The 20,476-nt window shown below is 70.8% G+C and carries 19 protein-coding genes and 1 tRNA gene; 13 read left to right on the forward strand and 7 right to left on the reverse strand.

Annotated features, from left to right (window positions below):
* The first annotated feature begins 25 nt into the window (after nucleotides 1-25).
* On the forward strand, nucleotides 26-331 hold the full coding sequence (locus AB0N81_RS05970; protein ID WP_365356052.1) for a small hydrophobic protein: 306 nt from the start codon (nucleotides 26-28) through the stop codon (nucleotides 329-331).
* A gap of 97 nt (nucleotides 332-428) precedes the next feature.
* Here AB0N81_RS05970 and aceE read toward each other — a convergent pair whose 3' ends face one another.
* A complete protein-coding gene (aceE, locus tag AB0N81_RS05975) occupies nucleotides 429-3,161 on the reverse strand; it encodes a pyruvate dehydrogenase (acetyl-transferring), homodimeric type (RefSeq protein WP_365356054.1) in 2,733 nt (910 codons plus the stop codon).
* 368 nt (nucleotides 3,162-3,529) lie between these two features.
* Here aceE and AB0N81_RS05980 point away from each other — a divergent pair, with 368 nt between their 5' ends.
* The 6 genes from AB0N81_RS05980 (at nucleotide 3,530) to AB0N81_RS06005 (ending at nucleotide 8,115) form a co-directional block, all read left to right on the forward strand.
* The gene (locus AB0N81_RS05980; RefSeq protein ID WP_365356056.1) at nucleotides 3,530-3,961 is read left to right on the forward strand and encodes a DUF3052 domain-containing protein; all 432 of its coding nucleotides are present in this window, start codon (nucleotides 3,530-3,532) and stop codon (nucleotides 3,959-3,961) included.
* Between the two features lie 154 nt (nucleotides 3,962-4,115).
* Nucleotides 4,116-4,583, forward strand: a complete 468-nt coding sequence (locus tag AB0N81_RS05985) for a peroxiredoxin (protein WP_230900485.1) — start codon at nucleotides 4,116-4,118, stop codon at nucleotides 4,581-4,583.
* A 113-nt stretch (nucleotides 4,584-4,696) separates the two neighbouring features.
* Nucleotides 4,697-5,272 carry a TerD family protein gene (locus AB0N81_RS05990; RefSeq protein WP_365356058.1) on the forward strand — a complete coding sequence of 192 codons (576 nt, stop codon included), beginning with the start codon at nucleotides 4,697-4,699 and terminating at the stop codon, nucleotides 5,270-5,272.
* Nucleotides 5,273-5,402: 130 nt separating this feature from the next.
* Nucleotides 5,403-5,978, forward strand: a complete 576-nt coding sequence (locus tag AB0N81_RS05995; protein WP_365356060.1) for a TerD family protein — start codon at nucleotides 5,403-5,405, stop codon at nucleotides 5,976-5,978.
* A 64-nt stretch (nucleotides 5,979-6,042) separates the two neighbouring features.
* On the forward strand, nucleotides 6,043-7,185 hold the full coding sequence (locus tag AB0N81_RS06000) for a DUF475 domain-containing protein (protein ID WP_365356062.1): 1,143 nt from the start codon (nucleotides 6,043-6,045) through the stop codon (nucleotides 7,183-7,185).
* A 189-nt stretch (nucleotides 7,186-7,374) separates the two neighbouring features.
* Nucleotides 7,375-8,115: a Tellurium resistance gene (locus AB0N81_RS06005; RefSeq protein WP_365356379.1), complete on the forward strand. Its 741-nt coding sequence runs from the start codon at nucleotides 7,375-7,377 to the stop codon at nucleotides 8,113-8,115.
* A 31-nt stretch (nucleotides 8,116-8,146) separates the two neighbouring features.
* Here the strand turns inward: AB0N81_RS06005 and AB0N81_RS06010 are convergent, their stop codons facing one another.
* Nucleotides 8,147-9,031 (reverse strand): TerD family protein, encoded by an 885-nt coding sequence (locus tag AB0N81_RS06010; RefSeq protein WP_365356064.1) that lies wholly within the window; start codon nucleotides 9,029-9,031, stop codon nucleotides 8,147-8,149.
* Nucleotides 9,032-9,277: 246 nt separating this feature from the next.
* On the opposite strand from AB0N81_RS06010, the gene AB0N81_RS06015 reads away from it, so the two are divergent.
* Genes AB0N81_RS06015 through AB0N81_RS06030 form a run of 4 tightly spaced genes read left to right on the forward strand, consistent with a single transcriptional unit; the run spans nucleotide 9,278 to nucleotide 14,104 of the window.
* On the forward strand, nucleotides 9,278-10,498 hold the full coding sequence (locus AB0N81_RS06015; protein ID WP_365356066.1) for an HpcH/HpaI aldolase/citrate lyase family protein: 1,221 nt from the start codon (nucleotides 9,278-9,280) through the stop codon (nucleotides 10,496-10,498).
* Nucleotides 10,499-10,541: 43 nt separating this feature from the next.
* Nucleotides 10,542-13,070 (forward strand): phosphoribosyltransferase, encoded by a 2,529-nt coding sequence (locus AB0N81_RS06020; protein ID WP_365356068.1) that lies wholly within the window; start codon nucleotides 10,542-10,544, stop codon nucleotides 13,068-13,070.
* Nucleotides 13,067-13,876, forward strand: a complete 810-nt coding sequence (locus AB0N81_RS06025; protein ID WP_365356070.1) for an HAD family hydrolase — start codon at nucleotides 13,067-13,069, stop codon at nucleotides 13,874-13,876. Before AB0N81_RS06020 ends, AB0N81_RS06025 begins: the two co-directional genes overlap by 4 nt.
* Nucleotides 13,877-13,885: 9 nt before the next feature.
* Nucleotides 13,886-14,104 carry a zinc ribbon domain-containing protein gene (locus tag AB0N81_RS06030; RefSeq protein ID WP_365356071.1) on the forward strand — a complete coding sequence of 73 codons (219 nt, stop codon included), beginning with the start codon at nucleotides 13,886-13,888 and terminating at the stop codon, nucleotides 14,102-14,104.
* A 162-nt stretch (nucleotides 14,105-14,266) separates the two neighbouring features.
* Here the strand turns inward: AB0N81_RS06030 and AB0N81_RS06035 are convergent, their stop codons facing one another.
* From AB0N81_RS06035 to AB0N81_RS06050, 4 genes are all read right to left on the reverse strand, one after another.
* Nucleotides 14,267-15,232, reverse strand: coding sequence for a sugar kinase (locus AB0N81_RS06035; RefSeq protein ID WP_365356073.1), 966 nt, complete (start codon nucleotides 15,230-15,232; stop codon nucleotides 14,267-14,269).
* A complete protein-coding gene (locus AB0N81_RS06040; RefSeq protein ID WP_365356074.1) occupies nucleotides 15,229-15,864 on the reverse strand; it encodes a bifunctional 4-hydroxy-2-oxoglutarate aldolase/2-dehydro-3-deoxy-phosphogluconate aldolase in 636 nt (211 codons plus the stop codon). The genes AB0N81_RS06035 and AB0N81_RS06040 overlap by 4 nt, the downstream gene beginning before the upstream one ends.
* A 130-nt stretch (nucleotides 15,865-15,994) precedes the next feature.
* Entirely contained in the window at nucleotides 15,995-17,395 is a 1,401-nt protein-coding gene (locus AB0N81_RS06045) for a hypothetical protein (RefSeq protein ID WP_365356076.1), read from the reverse strand.
* A gap of 221 nt (nucleotides 17,396-17,616) precedes the next feature.
* Entirely contained in the window at nucleotides 17,617-18,492 is an 876-nt protein-coding gene (locus AB0N81_RS06050; RefSeq protein ID WP_365356077.1) for a DUF4097 family beta strand repeat-containing protein, read from the reverse strand.
* 210 nt (nucleotides 18,493-18,702) lie between these two features.
* On the opposite strand from AB0N81_RS06050, the gene AB0N81_RS06055 reads away from it, so the two are divergent.
* Nucleotides 18,703-18,774: transfer RNA gene (locus AB0N81_RS06055), tRNA-Val, on the forward strand.
* 308 nt (nucleotides 18,775-19,082) lie between these two features.
* Nucleotides 19,083-19,946 carry a PRC and DUF2382 domain-containing protein gene (locus AB0N81_RS06060; RefSeq protein ID WP_365356079.1) on the forward strand — a complete coding sequence of 288 codons (864 nt, stop codon included), beginning with the start codon at nucleotides 19,083-19,085 and terminating at the stop codon, nucleotides 19,944-19,946.
* Between the two features lie 180 nt (nucleotides 19,947-20,126).
* On the opposite strand, the gene AB0N81_RS06065 is transcribed toward AB0N81_RS06060, so the two are convergent.
* A complete protein-coding gene (locus AB0N81_RS06065; protein WP_365356081.1) occupies nucleotides 20,127-20,438 on the reverse strand; it encodes a hypothetical protein in 312 nt (103 codons plus the stop codon).
* Between the last annotated feature and the right edge of the window lie 38 nt (nucleotides 20,439-20,476).

Consider the following 20,476-nt stretch of genomic DNA (forward strand, 5'->3'; position numbering starts at 1 on the left):
CCGAACAGGTCGACTCAAGGGAGTGATGATGGCGGGCTTCGGACACACCACGCGCAAGCGCCCCGGCTCACGCGGCCGTACGTGGTCGCGGAGTCGGCCGGATCGCGCGACGCTCGGGATCATAGGAGTCATCTGCGCGATCGCCGGCTTCTTCGTGCTGGGGATCGTCCTCGGCCCCGTCGCGATCGTCTGCGGTTGGCTCGCCATGGGCCGCAGCTGGACCGGTACCCGTTCGGTACCGGCCCTGGTGGCCCTGGTCCTGGGTGTGATCGACACCGTCCTCGCGCTCATATGGATAGCGGGGACGACCACGACGACCGGCATGTTCTGAGACCGACGACCGGCATGTTCTGAGACCAGGCAGGCCAAGGGCGGCGGACCCGTGGTCCACCGCCCTTCGCTCTGCTGCCGTCGCCGCGCCGCTTTCGCTACGCGTCGCCCCCGGCCGCGCCCGGATCGGCGGCCGTCACGTCGAGAAGCTGGTAGCGGTCGATCGCCTGCTTCAGGACGGAGCGGTCGACCTTGCCCTCACGGGCCAGTTCGGTCAGCACGCCGACCACGATCGACTGCGCGTCGATGTGGAAGAAGCGGCGGGCCGCACCCCGGGTGTCGGCGAAGCCGAAGCCGTCCGCGCCCAGCGACTGGTACGTGCCGGGCACCCAGCGGGAGATCTGGTCGGGGACGCTCCGCATCCAGTCGGAGACGGCCACGAACGGGCCCTCGGCACCGGACAACTTCCGCGTGACGTACGGGACGCGCTGCTCCTCGTCCGGGTGCAGGAGGTTGTGGCGCTCCACGTCCACGGCTTCGCGGCGCAACTCGTTCCAGGAGGTCGCGGACCAGACGTCCGCCTTCACGTTCCACTCCGCGGCGAGGATCTGCTGGGCCTCGACCGCCCACGGCACCGCGACGCCGGACGCGATGATCTGGGCCGGAACGGCGCCCTGCTCACCGGACTTGAAGCGGTAGATGCCCTTGAGAATGCCGTCGACGTCCACGTCGGCCGGCTCGGCCGGGTGCTGGATCGGCTCGTTGTACACGGTGAGGTAGTAGAAGACGTCCTCGCTGTCGGGGCCGTACATCCGGCGCAGGCCGTCCCTGACGATGTGCGCGATCTCGTACCCGAAGGCCGGGTCGTAGGCGACACAGCCCGGGTTCGTCGAGGCGAGCAGCTGCGAGTGGCCGTCCGCGTGCTGGAGGCCCTCGCCGGTCAGGGTCGTGCGGCCGGCGGTCGCGCCGAGGACGAAACCGCGCGCGAGCTGGTCGGCCATCTGCCAGAACTGGTCGCCGGTGCGCTGGAAACCGAACATCGAGTAGAAGACGTACACGGGGATCAGCGGTTCGCCGTGGGTGGCGTAGGCCGAGCCGGCGGCGATGAGGGACGCCGTGCAGCCCGCCTCCGAGATGCCGTCGTGCAGCATCTGGCCCGTCGGGGACTCCTTGTACGCGAGCAGGAGTTCGCGGTCCACGGCTTCGTACTGCTGGCCGAGCGGGTTGTAGATCTTTGCGCTCGGGAAGAACGCGTCCATGCCGAAGGTGCGGTACTCGTCGGGGGCGATCAGCACGAAGCGCTTGCCGATCTCCTTGTCCCGCATGAGGTCCTTCAGGATGCGGACGAACGCCATGGTGGTGGCGATCGACTGCTGTCCCGAACCCTTCTTCGCGGCCGCGTACGCCTTGTCCTCGGGAAGCTGGAGGGGCTTGGCGCGCACCACACGGGTCGGGACGTATCCGCCCAGGCCCTTGCGGCGGTCGTGCATGTACTGGATCTCTTCGGAGTCCCGGCCCGGGTGGTAGTACGGCGGGGCGCCGTCCTCCAGCTGCTTGTCCGTGATCGGGATGTGCAGCCGGTCGCGGAAGCCCTTGAGGTCGTCGACCGTCAGCTTCTTCATCTGGTGCGTGGCGTTGCGGCCCTCGAAGTTCGGGCCGAGGGTCCAGCCCTTGACCGTCTGGGCGAGGATCACCGTCGGCTGGCCCTTGTGGGCCTTGGCCGCCGAGAACGCCGCGAAGATCTTCTTGTGGTCGTGACCGCCGCGGCCCAGGTGCAGGATCTGGTCGTCGGTCATGTTCTCGACCATGGCGCGCAGCCGCTGGTCCTCGCCGAAGAAGTGATCGCGGATGTACGCGCCGGTCTCGGTGGCGTACGTCTGGAACTGGCCGTCGGGCGTCGTGTTCAGCTTGTTGACCAGGATGCCGTCGCGGTCCTGCGCGAGCAGCGGGTCCCAGGAGCGGTCCCAGACCAGCTTGATGACGTTCCAGCCGGCGCCGCGGAACTGCGACTCCAGCTCCTGGATGATCTTGCCGTTGCCGCGGACCGGGCCGTCCAGGCGCTGCAGGTTGCAGTTGACGACGAAAGTGAGGTTGTCCAGGCCCTCGCGGGCGGCGATGGAGAGCTGACCGAGGGACTCGGGCTCGTCCATCTCGCCGTCGCCGAGGAACGCCCAGACGTGCGACTTGGAGGTGTCCGCGATGGAGCGTGCCTCCATGTAGCGGTTCATCCGCGCCTGGAAGATCGCGCCGAGCGGGCCGAGGCCCATGGATACGGTCGGGAACTCCCAGAAGTCCGGCATCAGGCGCGGGTGCGGGTACGACGAGAGGCCGTTGGGCGCCTTGGACTTCTCCTGGCGGAACGCGTCGAGCTGCGCCTCGGAGAGCCGGTCCAGGAGGAAGGCGCGGGCGTAGATGCCGGGGGAGGCGTGCCCCTGGAAGAAGATCTGGTCGCCGCCGTCGCCCTCGTCCTTGCCGCGGAAGAAGTGGTTGAAGCCCACGTCGTAGAGCGAGGCGGAGGAGGCGAAGGTGGCGATGTGGCCGCCGACGCCGATGCCGGGGCGCTGGGCGCGGGAGACCATCACCGCGGCGTTCCAGCGGGTGGCGTTCAGGACCTTGCGTTCGACTTCCTCGTTGCCGGGGAAGAACGGCTCGTCCTTGGTGGCGATCGTGTTGACGTAGTCCGTACTGCGCATCTCGGGCACGGCGACGCGCTTCTCACGCGCGCGCTCGATCAGCCGGAGCATCAGATATCGGGCCCGCTCACGGCCGCGTTCGTCGACGGCGGCGTCGAGGGAGTCGAGCCACTCCTGGGTCTCTTCGGGATCGAAGTCCGGGACCTGACTCGGCAGGCCGCCAATGATGATCGGGTTGCGATCGGATCCGGAAGCCACGCTGTTCCTTCGCTGTCGGGGCTCTCGCCTGGGTACTGCAGGGCCGTGCACCGCTCCCCATCGTGTACCTCGTGGAGGCAATCGTCATGTCTACCAAGAGGTAACCGAGACGCTCATCCGCCGACCCTGGGGTAGGCTCGGCCCAAATCGCAACGATACGCCCAACCTGTCCAGCCGCTTCGCAGAGCCGTTCGGCCTCGTACGGATGTGGCGGCAGTTGCGGCGACACGGTCGGGAACGTCACCGTTTCGGCGGTCTCGGCGGCCGGGTACTTGCGCGATCCGTCCCGCCCGTGTGGACTACGGCCAACGCCCCGCGCACGCGCGTGGCTGACAGGCATTCCCAAAAACATGATCAGGAGGCAATCCGTGAGCGCGACCGCGGACCACGCGGAGACGAACCTTGCCGTAAGGCTTGGTTTCCAGCCCGACCAGGTGGTCCAGGAGATCGGCTACGACGACGACGCCGACCAGGAGCTCCGCGAGGCCATCGAGGCTGCCACCGGCACAGAGCTCGTCGACGAGGACTACGACGACGTGGCTGACGCCGTGGTGCTCTGGTTCCGTGAGGACGACGGGGACCTGACTGATGCGCTGGTGGATGCCATCGCCTACATGGAGGAGGGCGGCTCCATCCTGCTGCTCACGCCGAAGACCGGTCGGGACGGCTACGTCGAGCCGAGCGAGATCGGTGAGGCCGCCACGACCGCGGGTCTGTCGGCGACCAAGAGCGTCAACGCGGCCAAGGACTGGAGCGGCAGCCGTCTGATCACCCCCAAGGGCGCCGCCAAGAAGCGCTAGGCCCCCGCACCAGCCGGAGAACGACCGTGAGGCCCCCGCCGACATGTCCCGTCGGCGGGGGCCTCACGCACGCGTGGGGCCCGGAACGGCGCAAGTAGGGTGGATGTCACCCGAACAGCCCCACTTGGGGACCCCGTCGAAGGGATGCGTACTCATGGCGCTCGCTGGAATCGCGACCGGCACCAAGGCCCCGGAATTCGAGCTGAAGGACAACCACGGCCGGACCGTGAAGCTCTCGGACTTCCGCGGCGAGAAGAACGTGGTGCTGCTCTTCTACCCGTTCGCGTTCACCGGCGTCTGCACCGGCGAGCTCTGCGCCCTCCGCGACGAGCTGCCGAAGTTCGTCAACGACGACACCCAGCTGCTCGCCGTCTCCAACGACTCCATCCACACGCTGCGCGTCTTCGCCGAGCAGGAGGGCCTGGAGTACCCGCTGGTCTCCGACTTCTGGCCGCACGGCGAGGTGTCGCGCGCGTACGGCGTCTTCGACGAGGAGAAGGGCTGCGCGGTGCGCGGCACCTTCATCATCGACAAGGAGGGCGTGGTGCGCTGGAGTGTCGTCAACGACCTGCCCGACGCCCGTGACCTGAACGAGTACGTCAAGGCTCTCGAAACGCTCTGAGCCAGCCCCGTTTTCGCTCGCGGCCGGGAACCGGTCACTAGGATCCACACGTTGATCCGATGGCAACGCAACGCTTGGGGCTCCCCGCCCCTGGACACCAATTGGGAGGACTCGTGGGAGTCAGCCTCAGCAAGGGCGGCAACGTATCGCTGAGCAAGGAGGCGCCGGGCCTGACCGCGGTTCTGGTCGGCCTCGGCTGGGACGTCCGCACCACCACCGGTACGGACTTCGACCTCGACGCCAGCGCGATCCTGACGAACGCGGAGGGCAAGGTCACCAGCGACCAGAACTTCGTGTTCTTCAACAACCTGAAGAGCCCCGACGGCTCCGTCGAGCACACCGGTGACAACACCACCGGTGAGGGCGAGGGCGACGACGAGGCGATCAAGGTCGACCTGGCCGCTGTTCCCGCCGACGTCGAGAAGATCGTCTTCCCGGTCTCGATCTACGACGCCGAGAACCGCCAGCAGTCGTTCGGCCAGGTCCGCAACGCGTTCATCCGCGTCGTGAACCAGGCGGGCGGCGCCGAGATCGCGCGGTACGACCTCTCCGAGGACGCCTCGACGGAGACCGCCATGGTCTTCGGCGAGCTGTACCGCCACGGTGCCGAGTGGAAGTTCCGCGCGGTCGGCCAGGGCTATGCCTCGGGCCTGCGCGGCATCGCGCAGGACTTCGGCGTCAACGTCTGAGCCGAGCAGGACCTCGCGTCATCCGTCCGGCGCCGCACACGCACGGGTGCGGCGCCGGACGTGCTCAGCCACCTCGTGCGCCCGTCACCCCGGGCGCGCGGCTCTCGTCACCTCGGGGAGGACCATCACCATGGGCGTCACGCTCGCCAAGGGAGGCAATGTCTCCCTCTCCAAGGCCGCACCCGATCTCACCCAGGTCCTCGTGGGCCTCGGCTGGGACGCGCGCTCCACCACCGGCGCCCCCTTCGACCTCGACGCCAGCGCCCTGCTGTGCAACGCGGGCAAGGTCCTCGGCGACGAGTGGTTCGTCTTCTACAACAACCTGAAGAGTCCCGACGGCTCCGTCGAGCACACCGGTGACAACCTCACCGGTGAGGGCGACGGCGACGACGAGTCGCTCCTGATCGACCTCTCCAAGGTGCCGGTCAACTGCGACAAGATCATTTTTCCCGTCTCGATCCATGACGCCGACAACAGGGGGCAGACGTTCGGCCAGGTCAGCAACGCGTTCATCCGCGTCGTGAACCAGGCGGACGGCCAGGAACTCGCGCGCTACGACCTCAGCGAGGACGCCTCCACGGAGACCGCGATGATCTTCGGTGAGGTGTACAGGTACGGGGGAGAGTGGAAGTTCCGTGCGGTCGGACAGGGGTACGCGTCGGGCCTGCGTGGTATCGCTCTAGACTTCGGGGTCAACGTTTCGTAAAGCAGGGGACCGGCGCGGGGGAGACCGCTACACGGGAGCCCGTACACACACGATTGGGTAACCAGTGATTCTGAAAACCTTCGGCTGGTCGTTCGCGGTGACCGCGCTCGGCCTGGTCGCCGCGGTGTTCTACGGGGGGTGGACCGGATTCAGCGTCGTGGCGATCCTGTCCATCCTCGAGATCTCCGTGTCCTTCGACAACGCGGTGGTCAACGCCGGAATCCTGAAGAAGATGAATGCCTTCTGGCAGAAGATCTTCCTCACCATCGGCGTCCTGATCGCGGTCTTCGGCATGCGCCTGGTCTTCCCGGTCGTGATCGTCGCCATCAGCGCCAAGATCGGTCCGATCGAGGCGGTACGGCTCGCGCTCGACGACAAGGACAAGTACCAGCAGCTGGTGACCGACGCGCACCCGTCGATCGCCGCCTTCGGTGGCATGTTCCTGTTGATGATCTTCCTCGACTTCATCTTCGAGGACCGTGACATCAAGTGGCTCGGCTGGATCGAGCGCCCGCTCGCCAAGCTCGGCAAGGTCGACATGCTGTCGGTCTGCATCGCGCTCATCGTGCTCCTGGCCACCGCGATGACCTTCGCCACCCAGGCCCACCAGCACGGTGGAGCACATGTGGACAAGGCGCAGACAGTCCTCATCTCCGGTATCGCGGGTCTGATCACGTATCTCGTCGTCGGCGGCCTCTCCGGCTACTTCGAGAGCAAGCTGGAGGAAGAGGAGGAGCGCGAGCACGAGGCCGAGGAAGAGGCCAAGCGGGCCGGCAAGAAGGTTCCTGCCGTCGTGATGGCGGGCAAGGCGGCCTTCTTCATGTTCCTCTACCTCGAGGTCCTGGACGCGTCCTTCTCCTTCGACGGAGTCATCGGCGCCTTCGCCATCACCAACGACATCGTGCTGATGGCGCTCGGCCTCGGCATCGGCGCCATGTACGTGCGGTCCCTCACCGTCTACCTGGTCCGCCAGGGCACCCTCGACGACTACGTCTACCTGGAGCACGGCGCGCACTACGCGATCGGCGCCCTCGCCGCGATCCTCCTGATCACCATCCAGTACGAGATCCACGAGATCATCACCGGGTCCGTCGGCGTCCTGCTGATCGCCGGATCCTTCTTCTCGTCCGTGGTGCGCAACCGGCGGCTGGCGGCAGCCGAGGGGAACGCGAGCGGTGACAAGACCGAGGTCTCGTCAGGGGTCTGAGAACGCTGATGTCTGAGACCCCTGATGTCTCGGACTGACTGATTCCCTCGCCGAGCTGTCCGATTCCGGTTTCCGGAGTGTGACGACGGCCGGGGTGAGGAACGCTCTGTGCGGGGCGGCCGTCGAGGAGATGTCCTCATGGCCGCCCCGTCGGTATTCGTACGCGACACAAGGGCACTTGGGGGCGGAATGTCCTTCTGGGACGGTCTGTGGCGTGGGCGTTCGATGGACTTCGAGTCGGGCAGCGCCGCCAGCAACTCCATCGAGCTGACCAAACGGCATCCGACGGTCTCGCTCTCCAAACAGGGCGCGGCCACCGGCAACCTGCGCGTCAACCTGTCCTGGCAGATGCGTACGTCCGACTTCATGGGCAAGCCGCGCCGGAGCGGCGGCCTGTTGCGGCACCCCTTCAAGCTGTTCCAGCCCGACGTCGTGCAGGCGCACACGCAGGGCGTGGTCAACGTCGACCTGGACATCGGCTGCCTGTACGAGCTGATGGACGGCACCAAGGGCGTCGTACAGCCCCTCGGGAGCTTCTTCGGGGACCTCAACGGCCCGCCGTTCGTGAAGCTCAGCGGCGACGACCGGTTCGGCTCGCCGTCCGGAGAGACGATCTACGTCAACCTCGACCACCGCGAGTCCATCAAGCGGCTCCTGGTCTTCGCGTACATCTACGACCAGACGCCCGCCTTCGACCGTACGCACGCGAAGGTCACGCTCTACCCCAGCAACGGCCCGCGGATCGAGATCGACCTGGACGAGCGGCAGCCGCAGGCCCGCTCGTGCGCGGTGTTCTCCGTCGAGAACGTGAAGGACGAGCTGATCGTGCGCCGCGAGGTGAAGTTCGTCTACGGCTTCCAGGCCGAGCTCGACCGGCTGTACGGCTGGGGCCTGCAGTGGGGCCGGGGCTACAAGACCAAGGTGGGCTGAGCCCGTGCGCCCGCCGGCCCCGGACGGCCCCTCACCGGGGCAGGAACTGCGGTCCCTGCGGCGGCAGCCGGAAGTTCGGGTCCGGCATCGGGGTCACCGGCTGCGGATAGCCGTACGACGGCTGGGCGACGGGGGCCGGCGGCACGACCGGGGCGGGCTGGGTGACCGCCGCCGGAGGATAGCCGTACGCGGGCTGGGGCGCCGGGTGGCGGGGCGGCTCGGGCGGGTAGCCGTACGACGGCTGCGGGGGCGACTGAGGGGCCGGCTGGGCGAGGGGCTGCTGGGTGGCGGCCGACTGGGGGTGCTGCGGCGCGGGCTGCTGGGGCGGCAGCGGGAAGGAAGCCGAGGGCGAGGGCTCCGGAGCCGCGGAATCCGAGTCGTCCACGGAGATCCCGAAGTCGGACGCGAGCCCCTCGAGGCCGTTGGAGTAGCCCTCGCCGAGCGCGCGGAACTTCCAGCCCTCACCGCGGCGGTAGAGCTCGCCGCAGATCAGCGCCGTCTCCTCGCCGGTCTGCGGAGTGATGTCGAAGTAGGCGAGCGGTTCGCTCTCGGCGACCGCGGCGTCGTACAGGAGGATGCGCAGCGCGGGCACGTGCTCGAAGGGGACGCCTTCCGCCGACGCGGCCAGGAGCACCCGGTGCACGGCCGGGTCCATCCCCGCCAGATCCGTCTGGATCGTGTCGGTCAGGCCCTCGGCGACCCGCTTCTTGCCGAGCCGCCAGACCTGGCCCGCGGGGTGGCGGGGCTGGTTGTAGAAGACGAAGTCCTCGTCGGAGCGCACCCGGCCGTCGCCGCCGAGCAGCAGCGCCGACGCGTCGACATCGGGGACGCCCTGTCCGGGGGCCCAGCGCAGCACGGCGCGGACGGCCGAGGCTTCGAGGGGGACGTTCGACCCCTTCAACATCGCGTGCGTCATGCGGTCATCCTGCCTTCCCCCGCACGGGTGGGACAACGCGGGGGGCCCGAGGTCCCGGCCGCGTCGCCAGGCTCCTGACCTGCGGGTGCTGCGAGCGTGCGACGGTTGTGTGGTGAGCATGTGTGACATGGCCGAGTTACCTGAAGTTCATGCCCGGAGGGAACCCCCGGCACCCGTCTCTACGTACTATTACCGGCCACATCAGAACGGTCACGTCGACGAAACAGGCGATAGCAGGGGAATCACATGCGTCATTTCGGGCACATCGCCCCAGAGGTGCGTCAGCGCCTCTTCCACCGGGAGCCGTGTGCCTTCACCGCGGACTCCCCGCCCCACCTGCTCGCGCCCGCCCTGGGCGCCACGCTCTACAGCCCGGCCACCCGCCCCCGCCTCGCGGACGACATCCTGAAGCAGGCCGGGCGAGGCGTGGTCTCCATGGTGATCTGCCTGGAGGACTCCATCGACGACGCGGAGGTCGCCGACGCGGAGGAGAACCTGGTCCGGCAGTTCGCCGACCTGGCGGAGCGGGGCGCGGAACCGCCCCTGCTCTTCATCCGGGTCCGCGCCGCCGGGCAGATAACCGACCTCGTCCGCAGGCTCGGGACGAGCGTCCGGCTGTTGTCCGGATTCGTACTGCCCAAGTTCACCGAGGAGCGGGGCGTTCCGTTCCTGGAGGCGGTGGCGGCCGCGGAGGCGCAGCTGTCCGAGGGGCCGGCGGGTCCGGCGGGTTCGGGGGGTCCGGCGGGTCCGGCGGGCCCGGCGCGGAAGCTCTTCGCCATGCCCGTCCTGGAGTCGCCCGAGCTGCTCCACCTGGAGAGCCGCGCCGAGACCCTCGCCGGAATAGCCCGCACCGTCGACAAGTACCGCGACCGGGTCCTCGCGCTGCGCCTCGGCGTCACCGACTTCTGCTCGGCGTACGGGCTGCGCAGGCCGCCGGACATGACCGCGTACGACGTGCAGATCGTCGCCTCCGTCATCGCCGACGTGGTGAACGTGCTCGGCAGGGCCGACGGCACGGGCTTCACCGTGACCGGACCCGTGTGGGAGTACTTCCGCGTCCAGGAGCGCATGTTCAAGCCGCAGCTGCGCCGCAGTCCCTTCCTTGAGGGACGGGCCGACGAACTGCGCCAGGCCCTCATCGAGCACGACATGGACGGCCTGCTCCGCGAGATCGAACTCGACCGGGCCAACGGCCTGCTCGGCAAGACCTGCATCCACCCCTCGCACGTGCTGCCCGTGCACGCCCTCTCCGTGGTCAGCCACGAGGAGTTCAGCGACGCCGAGGACATCCTGCGTCCCGAGCGGGGCGGCGGCGGGGTGCTGCGCTCCTCGTACACGAACAAGATGAACGAGGTGAAGCCGCACCGCGCCTGGGCCGAGCGGACCCTGCGGCGCGCCGAGGTCTTCGGCGTGGCCAAGGAGGACATCGGCTTCGTGGAACTGCTCACCGCCGGAATCCCCGGCTGATGAACGCAAGACCGATAACGCAAGACCGATGAACGTAAGGGGCATGACGTACGTGACTGAAGACGCGACACCGGAGACGGGCGGGACACCCGTGTGGTCGGGGACCTGGGTCGCCGAGCGGCTCGGGGTCGGACTCGACGGCGACGCGTCGCTGCCCGGCCTGCTCGGCCTCGCTCTGCGCCGCAACCCCAAGCGGGCGCACCTCCTGGTGTCGAACGTCCTGGGCAAGCACGTCCCCCAGCGCCCCTCGGTCGTGTACGCGGCCGGGCACGACCTCGGCGTCCGGGTGCGGGACCTGCTCGGCGACGACGAGGCCCGCCGCGCCGTCGTCCTCGGGTACGCGGAGACCGCGACCGGCCTCGGCCACGCGGTCGCCGACGGCGTCGCCCTCGCCCCCTACCTGCACTCGACCCGCCGCCCCGTCGATGGCGTCGAGCGCGCGGGCGGCTTCGAGGAGTCCCACTCCCACGCCACCTCGCACCTGCTGCTGCCCGAGGACCCCCGGCTCCTCGCCGGGGAAGGGCCGCTGGTCCTCGTCGACGACGAGTTCTCCACCGGCAACACCGTCCTCAACACCGTCCGCGCCCTGCACGAGCGCTTCCCGCGCGAGCGGTACGTCATCGTGGCGCTCGTCGACATGCGCTCGCCCGAGGACCGGGGACGGCTCGCCGACCTCGCCCGCGAGCTGGGCGCCCGCGTCGACCTCATAGCCATGGCGTCCGGCACGGTAAGGCTGCCCGACGGCGTCCTGGAGAAGGGGCAGGCGCTGGTCGCCGCGTACGAGCCGCGCGTCGAGGAGGCGCCCGCCGGCCCGCGGCCCCGCGAGGAGCGCGCCGCTGTCACGCGCGTCGGGCTCGACTGGCCCGCGGGCGTGCCCGACGGCGGACGCCACGGGTTCACGCCCGCGCACCGGACCGCCCTGGACGCGGCGCTGCCGGACATGGCTGCCGCGATCGAGAAGGCCCTGCCCGACGCCGCGCGCCGCGTGCTCGTCCTCGGCTTCGAGGAGCTGATGTACGCGCCGCTCGCGCTCGCCGTGGAGCTGGAGCGCAGGACCGGCGCCGAGGTGCGGTTCTCCACCACGACCCGCTCGCCCGTGCTCGCCGTGGACGACCCCGGCTACGCGATACGCACCCGCCTCGCCTTCCCCGCGCACGACGACCCCGCCGACGGCCCCGGGACGCGGTACGCGTACAACGTCGCGGGCGGCGGATTCGACGCGGTCGTCGCGGTCGTCGACTCGGTCGCCGACACCCCGCAACTGCACGCCCCGGACGGTCTGTTGGCGCAGCTGTCCGCGCACACCGGGAGCGTCCTGCTGGCCGTCGTCCCGTCGTACGTCCCCGAAAGGCCCTCCATGCTCCCCGAGCCCCTCCGCGGCCCCGCCTTCTCCTCATACGCGCCCGAAGACGTCGGCTGGCTGCTCCAGGACCTCTCGGACGTCACGCTCGAAGCGCCCACGGAGGAGCGCGAGGAGGCGATACAGAGCGGTGGCGCGCACTACGCCGAGTCGCTGCCCGTCGAGTACCAGCCGAGCGAGCGCTACCAGGAGCTGTTCCGCGCCGCGCTCGACACGTCCGCCGCCCGCATCGCGCAGGCCGTCGGCACCGTCACCGAGACCGTCCTCGCCGAGAGGTCCCCGCGTCCGGTCCTCGTCTCGCTGGCCCGTGCGGGCACCCCCGTCGGCGTCCTGATGCGCCGCTGGGCAGCGCACCGGCACGGCCTCGACCTGCCGCACTACGCCGTGTCGATCGTCCGCGGCCGCGGCATCGACGCGAACGCGCTGCGCTGGCTCGCCGCCCACCACGATCCGGCCGACGTCGTCTTCGTCGACGGCTGGACCGGCAAGGGTGCCATCACCCGTGAACTGGCCGACGCGGTACGGGAATTCGAGGAGTCGGGTGGCCCCGCCGGGTTCAGCCCGGAGATCGCCGTGCTCGCCGACCCCGGCTCGTGCGTCGGCACCTACGGCACCCGCGAGGACTTCCTCATCCCCTCCGCCTGCCTCAACTCCACGGTGTCCGGCCTGATCTCGCGCACCGTGCTCCGCGCCGACCTCGTCGGCCCGGACGACTTCCACGGCGCGAAGTTCTACCGCGAACTCGCGGACGCCGACGTGTCCAACGACTTCGTCGACGCGATCGCGGGTCGTTTCGCGGAGGTCGGCGACGCGGTGGACGCGCAGGTCAAGGAGGCGCTGTCCGCCGACAGGGCGCCGACCTGGGAAGGCTGGGCCGCCGTGGAGCGGATCAGCGAGGAGTACGGCATCCACGACGTGAACCTCGTCAAGCCGGGCGTCGGCGAGACGACCCGTGTGCTGCTGCGCCGTGTCCCCTGGAAGATCCTGGCCCGCGCGGGCGCCGGGGCGGACCTCGACCACGTACGCCTGCTCGCCGAGCAGAGGGGCGTGCCCGTCGAGGAGGTCGGTGAACTCCCGTACACCTGCGTCGGGTTGATCCACCCCAAGTACACGCGCGGCGCGACGGGCGCGGACGGCAAGGCGGTTGCCGCCGGCACGGACGGCAACGCGGTCGCCACGGGTCTGGACGGCGAGGCGGTGGTCTCCCAGTGACCAGGATCGTCGCCAGTGACCTCGACCGCACCCTCATCTACTCCACGGCCGCGCTCGGCCTGGGCATGCCCGACGCCGAGGCGCCGCGCCTGCTCTGCGTCGAGGTGTACGAGGGCAAGCCGCTGTCGTACGTCACCGAGACCGCCGCCCAGCTCCTCGACGAGCTGGCCCGCACCGCGGTCTTCGTGCCGACCACGACCCGGACCCGCGAACAGTACGGTCGCATCCATCTCCCGGGCCCCGCACCGAAGTTCGCGGTCTGCGCCAACGGCGGGCACCTGCTCGTCGACGGTGTCTCCGACCCCGACTGGCGGGCGACGGTCGCCCGCCGCCTCGCCGCCGAGTGCGCGTCGCTCGACGAGGTCCGCGCCCACCTCGTGCGTACCGCCGACCCGGCCTGGCTGCTCAAGGAGCGCGTCGCCGAGGACCTCTTCGCGTATCTCGTCGTCGAGCGCGCGCTGCTGCCCGACGAGTGGGTGAAGGAGCTCGCCGTCTGGGCGGAGGAGCGCGGCTGGACCGTCTCGCTGCAGGGCCGCAAGCTCTACGCCGTACCGAAACCGCTCACCAAGAGCGCGGCCGTGCGGGAGGTCGCGCGGCGGGCCGGCGCGACGGAGATCCTCGCGGCGGGGGACTCGCTGCTCGACGCCGACCTGCTGCTCGCGGCGGACCGCTCCTGGCGGCCCGGGCACGGCGAGCTCGCCGACACGGGCTTCCTCGCGCCGGGTCTCACCGTGCTTGCCGAGCGCGGGATCGCGGCGGGCGAGGAGATCGCCAGGGCGTTCCTCGGGGCGGTGGGACCCCGATAACCTGGGGCCATGCCTCGATACGAATACCGGTGCCGGTCCTGTGGTGAGACCTTCGAGCTGAGCCGACCCATGGCCGAGTCGGCCGACCCCGCGGTGTGCCCCGGCGGGCACGAGGACACGGTGAAGCTGCTGTCGACCGTCGCCGTCGGCGGTTCGGCCGCCGCGCCGGCCGGTGGTGCTGGTGGCGGTGGCGGCGGCGGTTGTTGTGGTGGGGGTTGCTGCGGCTGAGTGCGCCGTTGGGGCGGGCGGGGTGAGGTTTGTCTGCGGGGCGGGTGCGGCTGGGCGCGCAGTTCCCCGCGCCCCTGAAGCAGTTCCCCGCGCCCCTGAAGCAGTTCCCGCGCCCCTGAAGCAGTTCCCGCGCCCCTGAAAGCGCCCTGACGGGCGCTTTCCCTAGCGGACCACCGTCCCCCGGCCCGCGCTCAGGAGTTCCAGCTCCGTCCGCGTCGGTGCGCCTTCCCAGTCGCCGTGAGTCGCCACCGCGAACGCGCCGGTGGTGACCGCACGGTCCAGGCGGCCCGCCACGTCCGTGCCGTCGAGCAGCGCCGACAGGTACCCGGCCACGAACGCGTCGCCCGCGCCCACCGCGTCCACGGCCCGCACCTCGCGTGCGGGGGAGTGGAGTTCGCCCTCGGCGGTGTGGGCCGTGGCGCCGTCGGCGCCCAGCTTGACCACGACCTCACGGACGCCCCGGTCCATGAGGAGGCCGGCGGCGGACCTCTCCGAGGCCGCGTCCAGGCACAGGGGCAGTTCGTCGTCGGAGGCGATGAGGACGTCGACGTAGGGAATCCAGTCGCGCAGCTCTGCCGCAGCACGCTCCGAACTCCACAGCCGGGAGCGGAAGTTCACGTCCAGGCAGACCTGGGTGCCGTGCTCGCGGGCGAGACGCAGGGCGCGCCGGCACGCCTCGGCCGCCGACGGGCCGAGTGCCGGGGTGATGCCGGTCAGATGCAGGACGCGAGGGGGCGGCGCCGCGGTGAAGGCCGCCTCGACCGCCTCCGGGGCGAGCCGTGAACCCGCCGAACCGGCACGGTAGTAGTGCACGCGTGTCACGTCCGGCAGCCGCGGCTCGAAGAGGAGCAGACCCGTCGGCGCCTCCGGGTCACGGGTGGCCGAGGTGACGTCGACGCCCTCCGCGCGCAGGGTCCGCAGGACCAGTTCGCCGGCCTCGTCGTCGCCGACCGCGCCCGCCCAGCGGACGGTGTGGCCGAGCCGGGCCAGGCCGATGGCGACGTTGCTCTCGGCGCCCGCGATCGACACGTCCATGGAGCCGCCCAGCTTGAGGGGGCCGCTGCCGCGCAGGGCGACCATGGTCTCGCCGAGGGTGAGGACGTCGCAGCCCGCCGGTGCCGCGCTCATCGGCCCACCGCCGCGGTGACCTCCACGAACTCCGCCGCCCGTGCGCGCAGCGCGCCCAGGTCGCCGCCGTCCGCCGCGTCGCCGATCAGCGGGGAGCCGACGCCCACCGCGACCGCGCCGAACGACAGATACGCCTCGGCCGCCACCGCGTCCACGCCGCCGACCGGCACGAAGTCCGTGTCGGGGAAGGGTGCGCGGAGCGCCTTGAGGTACGTGGGGCCGCCCATCGCCGACGCGGGGAAGATCTTCAGCGCCGTCACGCCCGCCGCCTCGGCCGCGATCACGTCGGTGGGCGTGAGGACGCCGCCGAGCACCGGGAGCCCTAGGCGCACCGCCTCGTCGACGCCCGCGCCGAGCCCCGGCGTGACGATGAGGTTGGCGCCCGCGTCGGCGGCCGCGCGTGCGTCGTCCGCGGTGAGGACGGTGCCCGCGCCGAGCCAGGCGTCCGCGCCCAGTTCGGCCCGAGCGCGGCGCAGCACGCCCAGGGCGTCGGCGCCGCTGAGGGAGACCTCGACGAGGGGGACGCCGGACTCCACGAGCGTCATGACCGTACGGAAGGAGGCGTCCGGGTCGGTGCCGCGCACGATGGCGACGAGGCGCCGCGCCCGGAGAGCCGTGGGGAAGTCGAGCATGTCCCCACATTCGCACAGCTGTTTAAGCCGCCCCGACCGGGGTGGCGGGTCTCTTCAGGCCCCTTGGCCAGGCTCAGACCCCTTGGCCAGGCTCAGACCCCTTGGCCAGGCTCAGGCCCCTCGGCTCGGCTCAGGCTCCTTGACCCCGCTCCTCCCGTATCTGCGCGACCACGCGCGCCACGGTCGTGCGGACCGCCTCGGTCTCGGTCAGGAAGTGCCAGTAGTCGGGATGGCGGCCTTCGAGGGACGCCACCGCGCGGTCCAGGCGGGCCACGGAGTCGTCCAGCGGGCGTGCGTGACGCGGCTCGGGGGTCTGGCGGCCCGCCATCGCGAGGCGTTGCGCGTCCCGGATCGCGAAGCGGGTGCGCTCGATCTCCTGCTGCGGGTCCTTCGCCACCGCGTTCAGCCGCTGGAGGCGGTCGCCGGCCGCCGAGACCGCCTCGTCCGTGGTGTTCAGGAGCGCGCGGGCCGTGGAGAGCCGTGCGGTGGCGTCCGGCCAGCGCTGCTCCTCGCGGGCCCGCCGCGCCTCCTCCAGCTTGGCCTCGGCCTGCCGCACGTTCTCCGCGGCCTGGTCGGGGACGTGCTGCAGGTCCTGCCAGCAGGCGGCGGAGAACCGGCGCCGCAGCTCGCTCAGGACCGGGTCGACCTGACCGCTGCGGGTGGTCAGCGCCTGTGCGCGGGTGCGCAGCGACACGAGCCGCCGGTCGATCTCGGCGGCCCGCTCGGGCAGCCGCTCGGCCTCGGCGCGCACGGCCTCGGCGTCGCGCAGGACCCGGTCGGCACGCTGCAGCGTCTCCGGCACGCCGTGCCGGCCCGCGCCCTGGTTGAGCTTGGTCAGCTCGGGGCCGAGGGCGGCCAGGCGGGCGGCGAGGTCGTCCGCCTTGAGCCCGGCCGCGCGCACCTCGTCGAGGGCGTTGCTCGCGGCGAGCAGGGTCTGGCGGGCGCGCTCCACCGCGGGGGCGAGCCGCGCCAGCTGGGTCTCCGCCTTGTCGAGCAGCGGTCCGAGGCCCTGCTGGAAGCGGTCCAGGTCCTGCTTGGCCTTGCCGAGCTCGGTCCTGGCGGCGGTGAGCTCGGTCCTGGCGCGGGCCGCGACGGAGGACTCCAGGTCGTCCCGGTCGAGGTCGTGGGCGTCCACGGCGCTGATGTACTGGTGGCTGACCTCGTCGATGCGCCGCCCGATCGCCTCGAAGTCCGAGACGGCGCGCTGGGCGGCGGGCGAGGAGTCGACGGCCACGATCGTCTCTATGGAGATGCGCAGATCCCGCTGGGCGGTGTCCAGTTCGTAGAAGGCCGCGGCGGCGGCGTCCTTCGCGGCCTGCGCCTCGGCGCGCTGGCTCTCGCCGCGGCCGCCGAACCACCGGCGGGTGCCGCCGCCCGCGAACGCGGCCGGCGCGGTGGCGGCGAGCAGCGGCAGGGAGAGGGTGAGGGCGGTGACCAGGGTGAGGACGTCACGGACGGGGCCGCCGCGGCGCGCGCTCCCGCGGAGCCGGGGCAGCCGGGGCCGAGGGCGGCGGACCGTTCCCCGCGGCATGCGAGCCGTGCCCGCAGCGCCCCCTGCCACCGCCGAGGCCGAGATGCTCCCTGCTGTCGCTGCTGTCGCTGCTGTCGCTGCTGCTGTGGTGCTCTCGGCCTCGGTTCTGTCCGGTGTGTACGGCTGCGAAGGTGTCGCCGTCACTATCCCTCTCCCGTGCTGTCATCCGCCCTGCCCGGTGTCACATTCTCCCACCGGTTAAGGACGAATACACGGGCCGGTTAGTTCGCGCTGCGCACAGTGACTTGTCCGTCGGCGCTGCGGACGGAGAGGTGGTGGGGGCTTTTGTCGTCGCGCGGCACGGACACGTCGACGGAGCCGTCGGCGGTCTCGGTCTTCACGTCGTACGCAACCTTCTTCCCGTCCTTCCCGTCCTTCCCGTCCTTCTCGCCGGGCACCGCTATGTCGACGGAGCCGTCCTTGCTCCGGGCGTCGACACGGTCGGGCACGGCGGTCAGCTCCAGCCGTACGGCCCCGTCCCTGGAGTCGACGGCCACCTGCCGGGACGTGATGCCGCGTGCGGTGACGGAGCCGTCGGAGCTGTGCACGTCGAGGGGCCCGTCGGCGCCGTCGACGGTGACCGAGCCGTCGGAGCTGCGCAGGTCGAGCGGTGCGCCGGTGTTTCTGACGGTGACGGAGCCGTCCTTCGTACGTATCTTCAGCGCGTCGCGGAACCCGCTCGCGGTCACCCGGCCGTCCTGGTTCTCGACGGTCACCTGGACCCCGCGCGGCACCTCGACGCGGTGCTTGGCCGAACAGTTGGCGATGACTCCGGAGCACGACATGCCGAGCGTGAGCCGGTCCCCGTCCATCTTCCACGTCACCTTGGGGTCGCCACCGAGCATGGTCTCCCCGTCGAACCACCGGGTCACCTTCACGCCCTCGGCGTCGCCGTCGGCGGGGACCAGTTCGAGCGTGGTGTCACTGGAGTCGACGGTCAGCTTCTTGCCAGCCAGCGCGAACGTCCGGTGCTCCGGCTCCGTGTCGGTGTCGGCGTCGGCCCCGCACGCGCCGAGGAGCAGGACGACGGCCGTGGTCCCGCCGACGGCGGCGAGTGCGCGGGCGGCGCGCGGGCGCCGACGGGTGCGGACGGTCATGACGGGCTCCCCCTGAGGTGATCTTGTGTTCCCGCCCAGACTTTACGGAGTGACCCGGGCAGGGAGGATCCGGGCGGCCACCGTTTCCGGGGTGGGGTTAACCCCCGGCCGTACGACGGCAGCACTGCCCGCCGCCGAGAAGCGCTGCACGACGACAAGAAGGGGTTTGCGGGGCACTGCCTGCGGCAAGGTAGGCTGTCCACTCGTCCCGGGCGCGTAGCTCAGGGGTAGAGCGCCTCCCTTACAAGGAGGATGTCGGCGGTTCGAAACCGTCCGCGCCCACCGGGTTGAAGCAGCAGGTGCAGTCCTGCTCGTGGCCCCCCAGCCGTCATCGGCCGGGGGGCCTCTTCCATGTGGGGGTTTGCGGGGTACGGGGTAACTCGAATGGGCTAATCGGTGGGTGAGGGGCCAGAACGGTCCGATCGCCGCAGGGGTGCCGTCGAACGGCTTTCGGGGGCCTTTCCGCACACCGTGCGTGACTTTCCTGGTTGCGGTGCGGCGCTGTACGGCGCGCGATGTAGGGGAGGCGTGCGTCCTCCGAGGCGAGAGTCGAGTTTCGCCTGTCGCGCGCTCCAAGGGAGTGATCACCCATGACGCAGGGCGAGGCCTTCACCAACCCCGACGGGCTCGCGGGCCTGACGGCCTACGACCGGACCGGCGAGAAGATCGGCAGTGTCGAGCAGGTCTATCTCGACGACCGCAGTGGCCGCCCCGAGTGGATCACGGTCAAGACCGGTCTCTTCGGTATGAAGCAGAGCTTCGTCCCGCTGGCCGGCGCCCGTCGTCAGGAGGATCAGCTCCACGTGGCGACGACGAAGGAGGCCGTCAAGGACGCTCCCCGTATCGACGCCGACCAGCACATCGAACCGGGCCAGGAGCACGAGCTCTACGCCCACTACGGACTCACCCGGCCCGGCACGGCGGGCGGCGGCCAGGGCCGTACCGCACCGGCCGCGGGCATGGGCGATCGCAGGGACATGGCGGGTGCGGGTGCGGGCGGTTCGCGCGAGTTCGCCAGCCGTGCCAGGACGGGGCACGACGAGAAGTCCGACGAAATGGTGCGCTCCGAGGAGCGGCTGCGCGTCGGGACGGAAGAGGAAGTGGTCGGGCAGGCCCGGCTGCGCAAGGTGGTCGTCACCGAAGACGTGACGACGTCCGTGCCCGTCTCGCACGAGGAGGTACGCGTGGTCCGCGAGCCCATCCGTGAGGGCGACGGCACGCGCTCCAGGATCGGCGAGGCCGAGACCGAGGTGACCCTGCACGCCGAGAAGCCGGTGGTGCGCAAGGAGGCGGTGCCGGTCGAGCGTGTGCGCCTGGAGACCGAGAAGGTCACCGAGACCCAGGAGGTCTCCGACAAGGTGCGCAAGGAGCAGATCGAGTACGACCGCGCCAAGGGCGAGCGCGGGGCGAAGGGCGACGACTGGCGCGACCGGAAGCAGGGCCCGCGCCACTGACACCACCGCTGACGCCGTCTCCGTCGCCGCACGCTTCAGGCGCCGGTCGGCAGTCCGGTCGAAGGCCCCCCGCCCCATTCGGCGGGGGGCCTTCGACCGGCTCGCGGTCTGTTCCGTGTGGCGCTGTGTGGCGCTGTCATCTGTGGCGCTGTGCGTTCTTCGGCCGTTCCGGCGGGGGCCTCAGCGGCCGGAACCGGGGTGTGTCCTGCGGTACCGGCGGTCCCAGCGTTCCTGGCGTTCCTTGCGGATGCGGTAGTCGCGGTAGGTCTTGGGGTAGCCGCCGCCTCCTGCGCCGCCTCCCCCTCCTCCGCTGCCTCCGCCGCCGCTCGCGCCACTGCTGCCGCTCCCGGAACCGCTGCTCTTGGAGTCCGAGCCGCCCTCGTAGAAGCGGACCAGGTAGAAGGCGAGGGCCGCCGCGGCCAGCCACAGCAGTGGTTGGCTGAAGCCCAGGCCGAAGAGGGCCAAAATCGCGATGACTATCAAGACATTCATGGCTGCACCTCCGTGGCTCGAAGGGGGCTCTAGTGCGC

It is taken from the genome of Streptomyces sp. NPDC093510 (assembly GCF_040683555.1).
Taxonomy (GTDB): Bacteria; Actinomycetota; Actinomycetes; order Streptomycetales; family Streptomycetaceae; genus Streptomyces.